The sequence below is a fragment of the Citricoccus nitrophenolicus genome (assembly GCF_047305825.1).
Lineage (GTDB): Bacteria > Actinomycetota > Actinomycetes > Actinomycetales > Micrococcaceae > Citricoccus > Citricoccus nitrophenolicus.
Genome location: NZ_CP063070.1, coordinates 2,820,521 through 2,835,128 on the forward strand (window position 1 = coordinate 2,820,521; position 14,608 = coordinate 2,835,128).

10 protein-coding genes and 1 tRNA gene are annotated in these 14,608 nt (G+C 70.0%); 3 read left to right on the plus strand and 8 right to left on the minus strand.

Features of this window, described 5'->3' with window-relative positions; translation table 11 throughout:
- Positions 1-32: 32 nt before the first annotated feature.
- The 8 genes from IMT31_RS12840 to IMT31_RS12875 form a co-directional block, all read right to left on the minus strand.
- The gene (locus IMT31_RS12840) at positions 33-1,634 is read right to left on the minus strand and encodes an ABC transporter substrate-binding protein (RefSeq protein WP_413543025.1); all 1,602 of its coding nucleotides are present in this window, start codon (positions 1,632-1,634) and stop codon (positions 33-35) included.
- Positions 1,635-1,655: 21 nt separating this feature from the next.
- Entirely contained in the window at positions 1,656-2,432 is a 777-nt protein-coding gene (locus tag IMT31_RS12845; RefSeq protein ID WP_413543026.1) for an ABC transporter ATP-binding protein, read from the minus strand.
- Positions 2,422-3,330 carry an ABC transporter ATP-binding protein gene (locus IMT31_RS12850; protein ID WP_413543027.1) on the minus strand — a complete coding sequence of 303 codons (909 nt, stop codon included), beginning with the start codon at positions 3,328-3,330 and terminating at the stop codon, positions 2,422-2,424. Before IMT31_RS12850 ends, IMT31_RS12845 begins: the two co-directional genes overlap by 11 nt.
- Positions 3,327-4,328, minus strand: a complete 1,002-nt coding sequence (locus IMT31_RS12855) for an ABC transporter permease (RefSeq protein ID WP_413543028.1) — start codon at positions 4,326-4,328, stop codon at positions 3,327-3,329. The genes IMT31_RS12850 and IMT31_RS12855 overlap by 4 nt, the downstream gene beginning before the upstream one ends.
- Positions 4,325-5,287 (minus strand): ABC transporter permease, encoded by a 963-nt coding sequence (locus IMT31_RS12860; RefSeq protein WP_413543029.1) that lies wholly within the window; start codon positions 5,285-5,287, stop codon positions 4,325-4,327. The genes IMT31_RS12855 and IMT31_RS12860 overlap by 4 nt, the downstream gene beginning before the upstream one ends.
- Before the next feature lie 157 nt (positions 5,288-5,444).
- Positions 5,445-6,305, minus strand: a complete 861-nt coding sequence (locus tag IMT31_RS12865; protein ID WP_309816677.1) for an IclR family transcriptional regulator — start codon at positions 6,303-6,305, stop codon at positions 5,445-5,447.
- Positions 6,306-6,467: 162 nt separating this feature from the next.
- Positions 6,468-7,574 carry a hypothetical protein gene (locus IMT31_RS12870; RefSeq protein ID WP_309816680.1) on the minus strand — a complete coding sequence of 369 codons (1,107 nt, stop codon included), beginning with the start codon at positions 7,572-7,574 and terminating at the stop codon, positions 6,468-6,470.
- Entirely contained in the window at positions 7,571-8,170 is a 600-nt protein-coding gene (locus tag IMT31_RS12875) for a UGSC family (seleno)protein (protein WP_413543030.1), read from the minus strand. Before IMT31_RS12875 ends, IMT31_RS12870 begins: the two co-directional genes overlap by 4 nt.
- Before the next feature lie 195 nt (positions 8,171-8,365).
- Here IMT31_RS12875 and IMT31_RS12880 point away from each other — a divergent pair.
- The 3 genes from IMT31_RS12880 (at position 8,366) to IMT31_RS12890 (ending at position 13,984) form a co-directional block, all read left to right on the plus strand.
- Positions 8,366-8,437, plus strand: a tRNA-Gln gene (locus tag IMT31_RS12880).
- A 187-nt stretch (positions 8,438-8,624) separates the two neighbouring features.
- Positions 8,625-11,330, plus strand: a complete 2,706-nt coding sequence (locus IMT31_RS12885) for a helix-turn-helix transcriptional regulator (protein ID WP_413543031.1) — start codon at positions 8,625-8,627, stop codon at positions 11,328-11,330.
- Positions 11,327-13,984: a LuxR C-terminal-related transcriptional regulator gene (locus IMT31_RS12890; protein ID WP_309816691.1), complete on the plus strand. Its 2,658-nt coding sequence runs from the start codon at positions 11,327-11,329 to the stop codon at positions 13,982-13,984. Before IMT31_RS12885 ends, IMT31_RS12890 begins: the two co-directional genes overlap by 4 nt.
- The last annotated feature ends 624 nt before the right edge of the window (positions 13,985-14,608 follow it).

Consider the following 14,608-nt stretch of genomic DNA (forward strand, 5'->3'; position numbering starts at 1 on the left):
CCGCTGCGGAGCGGCCGGTGATGGTGGGGCGCCTACTCCTGCAGGGTCATGGTGGTCCACGGCATCCGGTTGGTCATCTGGGTGGGCTCCTCCTGGCCCTGCCAACGCGTGGTGTTGATGGTGGGGAAGGCCCCGTTGAACCAGGCCAGTGGGGCGTAGTACATCAGCTCGTTGGCACGGTCCTGCAGCGCCGTGAGGGCCACCCCGCGCTCGGCCTGATCGGAGACGGCCAGGGCCTCGGCGGCCGCCTCATCGATCTGGGGATCACAGAGGCCTGAGGGGTTGGCCGCGGCCGCCTTCTGGTCATTGCACTCGTACCAGCGCACGATCCCGATGGAGGGATCCGCCCCCACGGTGGAGCGCAGGAACGCCAGGTCGAAGTCGCTCTCCGTGTAGACCTTCTCCGTGAACACCGCGCCCGAGGTGCCCTGCATCTCGAGGCCGATGCCGACCTCCTCCAACATGGACTGGGCCATCTCCACGGTGGCCGCCACGTCCGAGAGCTCGTTGATGTACCGCACGTTCAGGGTGAAGCGCATCCCGTCCGCCCCGCGTTCCAGGCCGGCCTCGTCCAGGGTCTCGTTGATGGCCTCCACATCCCGCGGGAAGTCCTGGGAGAAGTCCACGTTGGGGCTCACGGCCCAGTCCAGGGTCTCGGGGAAGAATCCGTTGGCCGGGGAGCCGATCCCGCTGAGGGCGGTGTCCACGATGGCCTGCCGGTCCAGGGCGGAGAAGACCGCGGCCCGGACCGCCGGGTCCTCCAGGGGCTCGCTCTGCGCGTTGAACATCACGGTGACGAGCTGGGGGAAATTGCTGTCCTCCATCAGCAGGGTGTTCGGGTCATCGCTGACCCGGTCCTGCTGGGACACGTCCACGGAGGCCTGGTCCACCTCGCCGGCGAACAGGGCCTCGGCGCGGGCGTTGGGGTCCGTCATGATCGGGTAGACGGCCCGGTCCACCTGGACATCGCCACCCCAGTAGTCCGGGTTGGCGGTCAGGGTCACCTGTTCTCCGGAACTGTAGGAGTCGAACACCATGGGGCCGGTCCCGATGGGCTCCATGTTGGCCTGGTTGGTCACGTAGTCCGTGCCCTCGTAGACGTGCTTCGGGACCATGAACTGGGCGGCCACCGTCTCCAGCAGCGGTCCGAAGGGCTCGCTGAGGTGCAGCACCACGGTGTGCTCGTCCACCACCTCTGCCGAGTCCAGCCGCTCGCCGATCTGCGCCCCGAAGGACTGCAGGGGGACGATCTCCTCGAAGTTGAAGGCGACGTCCTCCGCGGTGAACGGCTCACCGTCATGCCACGTGACGCCCTCGCGGAGCTCCAGGGTGAGTTCGAGCCCGTCCTCGCTCAGCTCCCAGTTCTCCGCCAGTCCCGGGGACATCTCGAAGTCCTGGGAGAGGAAGATCAGCGGGTCCAGGATCTGGGCACTGAACATGGAGGGGGTGGCGCCGCTGATGAGCTGGGCGTTCAGGCCCATCGGGTCATCGGCGATCGCCTGGACATAGACCCTGTCTCCACCTCCGCCGCCGCCGGTGTTCTCGGCCGCGCCGCCGCTGCACGCGCTCAGGGCGAGGGCCCCGGCCGCGAGCACGGCCAGCAGGCCAGTGGATCGTCTCGGTGATGTTCGCATGGTGGTGCCTTTCTTCGGGAGTCAGGGCAGGGCCGGGGCGGCGGCGAGCAGCTCCCGGGTGTAGGGGTGGGAGGGGGCGGAGAAGATCTGGTCCTTGGGGCCGTCCTCGACGATCTGCCCGTGCCGCATGACGTACACGTGGTCCGCCACCTTGGCCACCACGGGCAGATCGTGCGTGATGAAGACGTAGCCCACGCCAAGTCGGTCCTTGAGGTCCGCCATGACGGCGAGTACCCCCGCCTTCACGGAGGCATCCAGGGCGGAGACGGCCTCGTCGGCCACGATGATGCGGGGGTCCAGGGCGATGGCGCGGGCGATCAGCACGCGTTGACGCTGGCCGCCGGAGAGCTCGTGCGGGAAACGGTCAAGATAGTCTCCGGCCGGGGCCATCCCCACCAGCTCCAGGACCTCGGCCACGCGCCGGCGGATCTCGGCCGGGGTCCGGGCCATCCCGTGCAGCCGGATGACCTCGCCGATGGCCCGGGAGACGCGTTTGCGGGGGTTCAGGGAGCCCGCCGGGTCCTGCAGCACGGCCTGGACGCTGCGTCGGTAGCTCTGCTTCTCGGCGCGGTCCATGGAACCGACCTCCCGGCCGTCCAGACGTACGGACCCGTCCGTGGGTTCCAGCAGGTCCAGCAGGAGGCGGGCCAGGGTGGACTTGCCGGACCCGGACTCACCCACGATCGCCACGAACTGCCCCGGCCGTGCCGTCAGGGTCGCGTTGCGCACCGCGTGGACCGGCGCGGAGGTGCGGCGGGAGCGGAAGGTCTTGGAGACGTCGAGGGCCTCAAGTTGCACGGGATGCCTCCTGGGCGAAGCGTTGACGGGTTTCCAGCGGGATGGAGTACAGCTCCGTGTCAGCCTCGGTGAGGCTGCGGACGCTGCGGAGCAGGGCGCGGGTGTACTCGTGCTGCGGCTCGGCCAGGACGCGGGCCGTGGGGCCCTCCTCCACGATCCGCCCGGCGTACATGACGTAGACCCGGTCCGTCATGCCGGCCACCACGGCGAGGTCGTGGGAGATCAGCAGCAGGGAGGTCCCCAACTGCGCCACCGTCTCGTCCAGGGTGCGCAGCACGTGTTGCTGCACGGTGGCGTCCAGGGCCGTGGTGGGTTCGTCGGCCAGCACCAGGGAGGGCTCCTTGGCGATCGCGATGGCGATGAGCACGCGCTGCCGCATCCCGCCGGAGAGCTCATGCGGGAAGGAGGCGGCCACCTGGGCCGGATCGGGCAGTCCGGCCTGATGCAGGAATCGGTGCACGGCCTCCTCCCGGGCGGCCCGCTGCCCGGCGCCGCGCCGACCGGCCCCGCTCCGGGCCGGGATGGACTCGGCCACCTGCGGGCCGATCCGCATGGTGGGGTTCAGGAAGGTCAGGGGGTCCTGGAAGATCATCCCGACCGTCCGCCGCCGCACCTCGTCCCAGGCCTGGGCGGGGGAACCGAGCATCTCCTGCCCGCGGACTCGGATGGACCCGCTGACCCGGACGCGGGGGGAGGTGGGCAGCAGCCCGGCGATCGAGCGGCCCGTGACGGACTTTCCGGATCCGGACTCACCCACCAGGCCCACGCGTTCTCCGTCATGGACCACCAGGTTCACCGAGCGCACGGCCTCCACCTCGCTGTGCTCCCCGGTGGGCAGCACCACGTTCAGTCCGGCGAGTTCGATCAGTGGCACGTTCTCATGTCCGGTGGAACTCATTTGACCCTCCCGACGGTGGGGTTGTAGGCGTCGTTGAGGGCGTCGCCGAGCATGTTCACGGCCAGCACCACCAGGAAGATGCACAGGCCCGGGGCCACGGCCAGCCACCAGCCGTCCCGCATGTAGGCCTGGGCCGAGTTCAGCAGGGCGCCCCAGGACGGGTTGGACGGGTCGCCGATGCCCAGGTAGGCCAACCCGGACTCGATGAGGATGGCCCGGCCCACGGTCATGGAGGTGGCCACCAGCACGGGCGGCATGGCATTGGGCAGCACGTCCGAGACGATGATGCGCAGGCTGGAGAATCCCGCGGCCCGGGCCGACTCCACGTAGCCCAGCTGGGAGATCCGCATGGCCTCCGCCCGGACGATCCTGGCCACCGCCGGCCACATGGTGACGGAGAGGATGACCACGATGATGAAGACGTTTGCCCCGAGCAGCGCGGCCGCCACGAGGGCCAGCACGATCCCGGGCAGCACCTGGAAGAACTCGGCCAGCTTGACCATCAGGGTGTCCATCCAGCCGCCGTGGTAGCCGGCCAATCCGCCCACCACCAGCCCGATGCTCATGCAGAGCACGGCCACACTGAAGCCCACCAGCAGGGAGATCTGGCTGCCGTTGACCAGCCGGGCCAGGTAGTCCCTGCCGAGGTGGTCCGTGCCGAGGGGGTGCGCGGCGCTGGGAGCCAGCAGCTCCGCGTTGCCGGTGGCGGAGGGATCGCCCACGAAGATCGGGCCGAGGACGGCCATCAGGACGAACACCCCCACCAGGGGCAGGAAGACCCGGGTGCTCGGCTTGCGCAGGAACACGCGCCAGGCGGAGCGTTCGGCGCCGCCGGCCCCGAGGGAACCACGGGTGCCTCGGTTGGAGGCCCGACGCCGGCCGTCCGGCTTCCCGGTGTCCGCCGGCTGGCTCGGTGGGAGGGCCCCCGAGTGCGGTGACCGGGGATCCTGCTCGGCCGGTCCCGCGGCGGGGACCAGGGGGGTCTCTTGCTGGGTCATGCCGTGGCCTCCTGGGTCTGGCGGTTCCGTTGCGGGGAGAACTGGGCCCGCAGCCGCGGGTCCACCAGGCCGTACACCACGTCCGTGATGATGTTGACCACGATGATGACGACCGTCAGGACGATCACCACGCCCAGGATCACCATGTTGTTCTGCCGGTTGATGGCGTCGATGAACAGCAGTCCCATCCCGGGCCAGCCGAAGACACGCTCCACCAGGACCGAGCCGGCCAGGATGTAGCCGAGGCTGTAGCCGGAGACCGTGACCATCGGCAGCAGGGCGTTGGGCAGGGCGTGCCGCCACAGCACGTGGGAGGAGGACAGGCCCTTGGACCGGGCCGTGTCCACGAAGTCCTGACCGAGGGATTCGATCATGGACGAGCGCATGATGCGGGTCTTGTAGGCCAGCTCGCTGGTGGCCATGGTGATCACCGGCAGGACGAGGTACTCCAGCCCGATCCCGGGCTGGCCGTAGGGACTCTTGCCTTGGGTGGGGAACCAGCCGAGCCAGATGGAGAACACCAGGATCAGCAGCATGCCGAACCAGAAGTTGGGGACGGAGAACAGCGCCACGGCGCCGCCGGAGATCCCGCCGTCCAGCCACCGCTTGCGGCTGCGAGCGGCGATCGAGCCGAGGACGAGGCCGCCCAGGGTGGAGAGCACGAACGCGGGGACCGCCAGGGCCAGGGTGTTGCCGGCCCGGCTCAGGATCAGGTCCAGGACCGGTTCGTTGTTGGTGCCGAACGAGAATCCCAGATTCCCGGTGAACACATTGCCCAGATAGAGCACGTACCGCTCCCAGACCGGCTTGTCCAGGCCGTAGGCGGCCATGATCTGGGTCCGGAAGGCCTCCGAGAGGGGGACGTCCCCCACCAGGGTCTGGACCGGATCACCGGGGGCCAGTTCCAGTAGGAAGAACAACACCGTGATCACGGCGATGAACAAGATCAGGGAAGACAACAGGAGTCTTCCGTAGTGCATCAGGCGAGCCTTCACCGGCACCTCCTCGGCAGCGTGGGGTCGCCCTCAGTCTGCGGGGGGTGTGACGTGGAACACGGGCGCCCTTCCATGCCGTGGAAAGAGCGATTCGAGGGGACCGGCCGGTGCCGGGCCGGCCCTAGACCAGGCCGGCGTGGCTGCGGTTGAAGGCGATGGTCCGGGGGTCCAGGACGGGGCGTTCCACCCGGGCCCGGGCGATCCGGCGGGCGGTGGCCAGCAGCAGGTCCTTCAAGCCATGCGGCTCCGGGTGGACGCGGGCGTAGATGGCCCCCACGGCCACGTCCACGGCACCCAGTGCGTCCGGCACGGGGGCCGCCATGGAGCCGGCGCCGGGGGCGAGGGCGCCGTCGATCCGCAGGAATCCGTCCCGGCGTGCTGCGGCCATCCGCTCCCGGATCTCCTCGGGGCGGGACGGGGTGAACTCGGTGTAGCGCTTGAGGGGACGGGACAGGTAGTCCTCCTGGAAGGAGGGGTCCGCGAAGGCCAGGAGCAGCTGCCCCGTGGCGGTCACGTGCAGCGGCAGCCGCCCGCCCATCCGGTTCTGCCCCGTGTAGTTCGGGTGCGCCCTCAGCGCCTCCAGGTACATCACCTCGTCCCCCTCCCGCACGGAGAGGTTGACGGTCAGCCCGGTGCGGCGCTGCAGGTCCACGAGGTGCGGCAGGGCCAGCTCGCGGATGCGCAGGTCTTCCGTGGAGGCGCTCGCCAGCTTCAGGATCTTGCGGCTGAGGCGGTACCGCCCCTCCTCGTCCATCTCCAGGCCGCCCCAGTCCAGGACCTCATGGGCCAGCCGGTGCGTGGTGGTCAGGCTGAGGTCCGCCCGCCGGGCGATCTCCGTCAGCGTCAACGGCTCCCCGCGCTGGGCGAAGGCGTCCAGCAGGGACAGGACCCGGGCCGCCGCGGTGCGCTTGGCGGATCCGGGGCCGGTGTCCTGCAGCCTGCTGCGCACATTCTGGATGTCGACGGATGATGTCTCGTTCATCGCGGGTCTTTCCTCCGGTGGCCACCGGACCTCGGAACCGCCGGCGGGTGCGCCAAGGCTACCGGCCGGCGTCGTGCCCGAGGCCGGGGTTCCGCCCCACGAAAGCGAACCGGGCCCGCCGCCCGGCCTGCGCCGCCACCCAGCATCACGTCCGGCGTGCCGTCAGTGGACGGGCAGCGCCCGGCCGGACCACGTGCTGAAGGTGCGCACCACCATGGAGATGGCGGCGTTCGGGGAGCCGGCCACCACGATCGGCAGGGTGGCCGGGGCGGCATCGGTGAGCGCCGGGTGGAAGTGCTCCGGCGCGAACGGCCCGAACGGGCGGTCCCGCAGCCCCTTCCCGGCCTGGGAGAGCTCGGCCTCCGTGTGCCCGGCGTGCTCGGCGAGCCAGCCCCGCACGTCCTGCCGGGACATCCCCGCCTCGGCCAGGGCGTGGGCGTGGGCGGGGTTCATCACGAGGACCGCCGCCCCGCTGCGGAAGATCCAGGGGCCCATGCGCTGCAGGGTGTCGGCGAAGTCCGCCAGGAGCTCCTCGGCGCTGTGGAAGGAGCGGTTGTCCAGGAACTCACTGGTGCGGACCAGCACCACGCTGGCGGCGTCCTGGCCGGCCGGGACGCCGGCCTCGGCGCTGTGGGGCTCCCAGGGGGAGGACTCCTCGTCCTCGCCGATGCACTGGGTCCAGCGCCCCGGGACGCCCTGCGTGGCCTGTTCGAGCTCCTGCGGGATGATCCCGAAGCCGTTGCGGACCGTCAGGCCGAGGGCGCGGGGAATGGTCATGTTGGCACGGAAACCCGGGCCGAAGACCCCGCCCGCGGAGTTGATGTCCAGCCGGTGCCGGACCGGGCCGTTGACGATGACGAGGGGGGAGGGTCCGCTGGTGGACTGCCAGCCGCCGCCGCGGGCGGCGCGCTCCAGGGAGAGGGCCTCCCACGCGGTGAGCACCACGGGCAGGTACTCCGGCCGGCAGCCGGCCATGGCGGCGTGCAGGGCCACGTCCCGGACGGTGGCCTGGCGGTCCACCTGGGGCAGCTCGGCCAGGACCGAGTCCGGGTCGCGGTCCGTGTGGCGCAGGAAGTCCTCCACCACCTCCGCCGTGGCCGGGAGCACGGGCAGGCCGTCGGACCAGCCGCGCTCGTACAGGTACTCGGCCGTGGCGCGGGACGCCGCCGCATCCAGCAGGGACTCCGGGACGGAGGTGCCGTCCGCCCCGGGGCCCCCGGGGCCCCCGGGGCCCCCGGGAGTCCCGGGGACTGTCAGGTCGATGCTCATGCGGCCGCGCCGGTCAGGTGGGCACCGATCCTGGCCGCGAGGTCCCGGCCGCGCTCGGCGATGCCGTCCGGCGTGAGGTTGGCGATCGGATGGGGCATCAGCAGGTAGGGGAAACCGGACTGCCCCTTGAGCCGGGCCATCGCCCGGGAGGTGACGTCGAAGGCCTCGGTGCACACCACGGCCACGGGCAGGCCGCGGGCCTCCAGGGCGATGCCGTCCGCCACGGCCGCCGCGCTGCAGGAGCCACAGTCGCCCACGCCGATCACCACCACGTCGCAGTCCCGGACCACTCGCTCCACGAGTTCCCCCTCCAGGGGCATGGCGAAGTTCTGCTTGGTCAGGCGGACCAGCTCGATCGGCCGCCGCCCGGCAGGCTGTTCGGCTTGCTGTTCCACCAGCGCCGCGCCCACCGCATCCAGCACCTCGGCCGCGTGGCGCTTGGTGTTCTCGAGTAAGCCCACGCGGAGGCCGGCGAGTTCGGGCACCCGGGGGGAGCCGGTGGGCGCGGTCCCCGTGCCGATGGTGGTGCCCCTGGTGTCGCTGGTGGTGATCGTGCTGGACCTGCTGATGGTGGGGTCAAGGATCCCTGCCGTCATGGCACTCCTCCGTTCTGGCGGCACGCGTCGCGCCTTGTGGGGGGACACTCTGGCCGGATTCAGGCCGTGGGGTGGGCGCGCTTCCACGCGGTGGAATGGGGGCCGGGGCGGAGGAGGCGGAGTGAATGCCGCGGGGCTGCCGGTCACTGTGGAACAATGGGTTGCCGGCCCGTGCGATGTCAGGTCGCCGGCCGATCCGCCCTGGTGTAACGGCAGCACGCCAGCCTTTGGAGCTGTGCAGTATAGGTTCGAATCCTATGGGCGGAACTCCTCTTGATATCCCTGACGATTCTTAATATTCCTGACGATCTGCAGCCAACCCTTCCTTTGGGAACCAGCAATCTCTACCATTTGGTGATTAGGGAATCCCCTCCCTGTGATCTGACCGCACTCAGTGTCCTGTCAGGAACTTCCCCGCCTCGGCAGGCCACGATTTACGTCAAGGGCCAAGGGTATGCAATCGTCTCCGTCTCTCACCGCACCGCCACATTCCATTCCCCTCACCTCGAGTGAGCCGAACACCGTCCATGAGGTCATCTCCGGCCTCCCACACCCCACGCGCCCTGAGGCGCTGTCCGTTCCGGTGATACCGGCACTGGACCTGTCCTGGCTGGAATCCGGCGCCGATGGGCGGTGGATGGACTCGCCGGCCGAGGCCAACCTCGCCCTCGAGTCGATCTTCGCGGGGGATGGCGCCGGCGGGGCCATCCTGACCGGCGAGCTCGGCGACCGCCGCGAGACCATCGAAGCCGCGCTGACTACCGTCTCGGCGGACCGGGCCGTGTTCCGGCTGCACGGCAGCGCCTTCGCGGCGGCCACCCCCTACGGGGCCCTGGCCATCCTGCTCTCAGGGCTCCACGAGGCCCCGCCGGCCCACCCGCACGGCATGATGCGGGTGCTGTCCGACTTCCTCCACCCCCAAGGTGCGGACCCGGCCATCGTGATCGTGTCCCAGCCGGACCAGATCGATTCCGGCACCATCACCGTCCTGGCCCAGCTCGCACAGATGCACCACATCACCTTGGTGGTTCACTGCGAGCGGTCCAGTGATGTCCCGATCGACCTGGCCGCGCTCCGCAGGCTCGGGACCCTGACCGGGATCACCGTTCGGCCCCTCACCCCGGCGGCCGGCCAGAGCCTCGTGGAGGAGGTGGCCGGCGGGCCCGTGTCCCGCTTCGCCGTGACGGTCCTGTGGCAGCACAGCGCCGGATCCGTGCAGCGCCTGCGGCAGCTGACGCGGGACTGCATGACCTCCGGCAAGCTGCGGCGCAGCGGCGCGGACTGGGTGCTCGACTCGGGACCGCTGCCGCGCTCGTCCACGGGCGAGGACCCGTCCGCCATGCTGCGCGGACTCCCCGTGCGCCAGCGGGCGCTCCTGGAGATGCTGGCCATCTGCGGGCCCATGCGCGTGGGGGACCTCATCCACACCGGGTACGCCGCCGAGCTCGATGAGCTGGAAGAGTCCGGTGCCCTGGAGATCCTGAACGAGCACAGCGGCCGGGTGGCCCAGATGACGGCCGTGCAGGCCGCCGAGACCATGGCGGCGATCGAGCCGGACCGTCGTCGTGAGCTCGCCGCGACCCTCGAGATGCTGGATCCGGGATACCTCAGCGTACTCCGGGCGGCCCAGGACTTCGTGGCTATCGGGAACCCGACCGAGGCCGTGGCCCTGTTCTTCGACCAAGACAGTGGTCCCGCACAGCGGCTCCAGGCGGCCTCGGTAATCGGTCGGCAGCATCTGGCGTGGGCCGAGGCCCGGGCACGGCTCATGGTGGGGGACCTGGAAGGGGCAGAGCGAGTTCTGGAGAACTCCCCGGAACGCGGGACGGCGGCGCTCTTGGTCCAGGCCGCGGCCCTGGCCGCGGTGCGCGGAGACGTGCGCCGGGTGATGGAGTTGCTGGACACCCTCCCCGAGGACCGGCAGCCGGCGTCGCTGGATGAGGGCGGCGCCGTCTTCACGGGTGAGTCCATCCGGTGCCGAGCACGGGTCATCCGGGCCGAGGCCCTGGCCCTCGCGGATGACCAGGCCGGCGCCCTCAGGGTGGTGATGGAGCTGGATCGGGAGCTCGCCGGCTTTAAGAACCTGGGCATCATCAACGACGTGATCGGCCCCTTCGAACGAGCCGTGCTCGCCGAATCCATGCTGACCGTACTGGCTGCATGTGGCCAGCTGGACCGCTGCCGTGAGCTCGCCGAGACGGTCCTCGCCGGGCGGCACGGCAATCCCTACGCGGTCCAGTACGCCGACCTGGTCCTGGCCGTCCTGGAGGTCATGGGCGGGGTGCAGGACCGCGCCGCCCAACGGGCGGCCACGGCGGTCGCGCAACTGGAGCGGCTTGGCCGACCGCAGGACCTGGAGACGGCGCTGGCCGTCCAGGCATTCTGCTCCGATGTACCGGACGGGCCGCGCGGGACACAGGGTCCCGAGGGGGTCGCCTCCGCCCGCGTGCTGGAGTCCCACGCCCAGGAGTTCCGCCGCAGCCGGGAGAGCCAGGCGCTCGGACGCCTGGGGTGGATGGCGGAACTGCTGCTGGCACGGTCTACGGGTCAGATCCACTCCCCCCAAGCGCGGACCGCGCGGCTCGTGGCCCTCGCCGACCGTGCGGCCGCCGGGGGACTCTACTCGGTCGAGTTCGCCGCGGTGTCCGGCGCCTTCCACTTCGGTGAGACGTGGCTGGCCCCCCGGCTCGCCGAGACGGCCGCCTGCACCCAGACCGTCGCCTCGGCGCCGCAGTTGATGCTGGCTCGTTCGGTGCTGGAGGACGATCCGGAGCTATTGTTCCAGGCCTTGGAGATGCTGGCCCTGGCGGGGTACGCGGGGTACGTCGAACCGGCCTCCTCCCCGATGGTGCGGGATCTGAGCGCCGCGCAGCTCCGGCGGCTCACGGACGCCGCCGGAGCCAGCCGCCGGAGCAATCCGGCGGCGGAGGAACCCGAGGGGGAGCCGTCGTGGATGGTCGAGCTGACGCGACGGGAGAAGGAGATCTCCCGCCTGGTGGTGGCCGGCAAGACCAACGCCATGATCGCCCGGATCAGCGGGATCTCCATTCGGACGGTAGAGGGCCACCTCTACCAGATCTACGCGAAGCTGCAGCTCAAGGGTCGCGCCGAGCTCTCACGGCTGGCCGCAGCCCACACCGCGCAGCGGCATCGGGTATGACCACTTCGGAGGCTGGGAGTCAGGCGCCCCCGGCCCGGACCGTCCGGGGCCTCCACCTCGAAGCGCTCGTGGACGTACTACGGGGGAACCGGACGGCCGGGGCGGCGATCCTCGGCGGTCCGGGTATGGGCAAGTCCTCGTTGGTCCAGCACGCCCTAAGAGTCTCCGGCCGGCTCGAAGACGTGCAGACCGTCCAATGCAGCCCAAGCCTGCGGGAGGTGCCGTACGGCGCGCTGTCCCCCTTGCTCATCGGACTGCCCCGTCTGGATACCCCGGTGGAGGTGCTGCGTGCCCTGCAACAGGGGCACCCCTCACCGGTGATCGTGGTGGTCGATGTCCAGCACCTGGACGCCGCCAGCGCGTTCGTGCTGGCCCAGCTCGTCCAGAACCGGGCCGCGACCCTGCTGGCCATGGGGACCGGTCCGCTCGATCGCGCCTCCGGACTGGCCGCTCTGGCGGACACCGGGGTGTTGCGGACCATCCATCTGGAGCCGGCCGACGTGGACCGGGTGCGTCGGCAATGTGAACACGTACTGGGAGGACCGCTGACCGCGGGGACAGCCCGGACCATCCACGGCATGACCGGCGGGAACCCGCGGCTGACCAACGCCTACCTGGCCTCCGCCCGGGACCAGGGAATGCTCGTTCGGGCTCCGGGCGGGGCGTCAATGCCCGGGCTGTCCGCGCCGTGGATCCTGCTGCGAGCCGCACCGGAACCGGACGGGCGCCTGATCGACACGGTAGACGCGATGCACGAGGCACTGCAGCCGGGCGAACGAGAGACGCTGGAGCTGGCCGCCCTGACCGGCGGGGTGCCTCGGTCCCTGCTACGGTCCATCGCCGGGGAGCACGTCCATGACCTGCTGGAGGCCGGATTCCTTCGGGAGGAGGGCTCCGCCGAGACGGTCGGCCTGGCTGCGGCCATTCATGCCGAGGTCCTCCGGGCGAACATCGCCCCGGGGAGGAGCTTCGAGCTGTACAAACGCTGGGTCGCCGCGGGTGGTGACTCGGACCAGCACTGGACGGCCCGCAGCGTGTTGTGGGCCCTGGAATGCGGTCAGAGCGTACCGGCCCAACGGCTTCTGGACGCCAGTTATGGGGCGTTACAGGTCAAGGACTGGCCCACGGCCCGCGCCCTGGCGTCCCACGTAGCCGTGTCCCGGGAACCGCGAGCGGCGCTGTTGCAGGCCGAGCTGATGTTGTTGGGCGGACGGACCTGGGCCGGACGCAGGGACCTGACGGACCTCGCCGTGCGGAGCACGGACCAGAACCTGAGGATGGAGGCCGTATCTCTCCTGGCCATGAGCTTGGTCAATACGGGCGAGGCCCCCAACCTCTGGTCCGCCCTGCCGCCGCTGTTGGCTCAGCTTCAGGAACACCAATCGGAGGTAGTGGACCGCCCCCCGGCCTTGACCCGACTGATCAAGATGGTCGCGGACCGTTCCACCGACCTGCGCCGCCCCCAGATAGTCGACCACCTACAGGAGGTGGTCGATGATCCGGACACCCGTGAGTTCACCCGAGCCACCCTGCTGCTTATGCAGGCTGAAGTGCTGACCATGGCGGGGGAACCGAACGCGGCCATTCGCGCCGCCGAACGCGCCCACCTGACGGCATTGACGTATCCTGCCTTCTCGGCGCGGTTCGGTCTTCAGGCCGTGGCCGTCCTCGTGTTCAGCCACGTCACCGCCGGGTCCACGGAACGGGCGCGGGAGCTCCTGGAGGAACAGCTGCACCTGGAACCGCGGCGGTGGCACCAGCGCTCCGGCACCCTCCTGGCCTTGTGGCACATGGTGGAGAACGTTGCGGGGACGCCATCGGACGCCTACCCGTGGATCGCGGACGCCGTGGTGGAATTGCGTCAGCACGATCCGCTCCAAATGCTGCCGCTGGCGGAGGCCATGCTGGCTCCTCGATGGGCCGTCGCGACAATCGGCATGCCAAGCCCCACCGCCGAGGAACGTGCGGCACGAGACCTCTCCGGCCCGGAGCCCTGGTGGTTGATGTCCCTGGCCATGTTCAGCATCGTCGAGGACCGCCACCCGGATCTCAAGGGGGTGGGCCGCCCGCTGTGGCGCCGGATCCTGGACGATCCGCGGCTGCAGTACCGTCCGGTGGTCCGACGAGAGATCCTGCTGTGCCTGGTCATGTTGCGGGAACCGGCGGACGTGGGGGATGAGCTGCTGCGGGAACTCCACGAAATGGCGAAGTCCACGGCCGGACCTCGGGCCGCGGCCTTCGCCCGTACGCTGGATCCTGCGCTGGCGCGGGATCCCCGGCTCCTGGCGGAGGCGGCCGAGCAGTCGGCGTCGGTGGGAGACATCCTGCCAGCAGCGTTCGCCTGGACCCAGGTGGTGCTGCTCCACCACCACGCGGGTGATCTGCGCCGCCGCGGTGAGGCCCTGCGCCACCTCAAGCAACTGCAGCTACGGGCAGGCGTCTCGTTCCCGCCCTACATCTCCGGGGCCCAGGCCCTCGGCGAGTTGACGGCGCGCGAGCGGGAGATTGTGGCGCTCGCCGCTCAGGGGCTGAGCAATGGCGAGGTCGCGGAGCGACTCTTCGTCTCGCAGCGCACCGTGGAGGGCCACCTGTACCGGGTGTTCACGAAGCTAGGGATCGCTGACCGCTCGGAACTGAAAAACCTGCAGTACTGAGCGACGACAAGACCTCCCACCCTCTCCGGAGGAAGGGCCGCCCCTTTCGAGCCACCTGATCCACACGGAGCAGGTGGCTCGAGCCTTCCCCGCGATGATCCGTCTCTGTGATTGACACGAGTATCTCGGACGGTATGGCTCCCAAACAACACGGATACCCGACAGGACTTCGTCGTTCCGGGTGCGCATAAGGGATCAGGGGATCTCCAGTACTCGGACCACGTGGGGTAATCGAGTACCCGACTACGGGTGTGGAACCTGTCACGAAAATCTACGCTCAGGGGTGTCCGAACGGGCTGTCATCCCCGACAGCCCACCTCCGGGGCCAGCACTCTCATGGGCAGGTCCTCCGCCAGCACGGGTGGGAGATTGACATGCAGTTCTACCTCAACGACGCGCGCCCGCACGGGCCCGCACTGTGACCATGTCGCAGTCCGATGATCGACTGATCACATTTCGGCACCGTTACCTCCTGGAGGAGCCGGTCACGTCGCAACGTCCTCGTGACGGACGTGGGCGTGGCTGCTGTGGCTTCAGCAGTGGCGGGGCCAGCATTATCGGTGAGTTCCACGGAACCCACCGCGAACGAGGATGCTGGCCCGCTCGTCAAGCTCAAGGACGAAT

What these genes read in the sequence shown, in the direction of transcription:
- IMT31_RS12890 (WP_309816691.1), top strand. Translation starts at nt 11,327, where the DNA reads ATGACCACTTCGGAGGCTGGGAGTCAGGCGCCCCCGGCCCGGACCGTC.
- IMT31_RS12840 (WP_413543025.1), bottom strand. Translation starts at nt 1,634, where the DNA reads ATGCGAACATCACCGAGACGATCCACTGGCCTGCTGGCCGTGCTCGCG.
- IMT31_RS12870 (WP_309816680.1), bottom strand. Translation starts at nt 7,574, where the DNA reads ATGAGCATCGACCTGACAGTCCCCGGGACTCCCGGGGGCCCCGGGGGC.
- IMT31_RS12875 (WP_413543030.1), bottom strand. Translation starts at nt 8,170, where the DNA reads ATGACGGCAGGGATCCTTGACCCCACCATCAGCAGGTCCAGCACGATC.
- IMT31_RS12865 (WP_309816677.1), bottom strand. Translation starts at nt 6,305, where the DNA reads ATGAACGAGACATCATCCGTCGACATCCAGAATGTGCGCAGCAGGCTG.
- IMT31_RS12850 (WP_413543027.1), bottom strand. Translation starts at nt 3,330, where the DNA reads ATGAGTTCCACCGGACATGAGAACGTGCCACTGATCGAACTCGCCGGA.
- IMT31_RS12855 (WP_413543028.1), bottom strand. Translation starts at nt 4,328, where the DNA reads ATGACCCAGCAAGAGACCCCCCTGGTCCCCGCCGCGGGACCGGCCGAG.
- IMT31_RS12885 (WP_413543031.1), top strand. Translation starts at nt 8,625, where the DNA reads ATGCAATCGTCTCCGTCTCTCACCGCACCGCCACATTCCATTCCCCTC.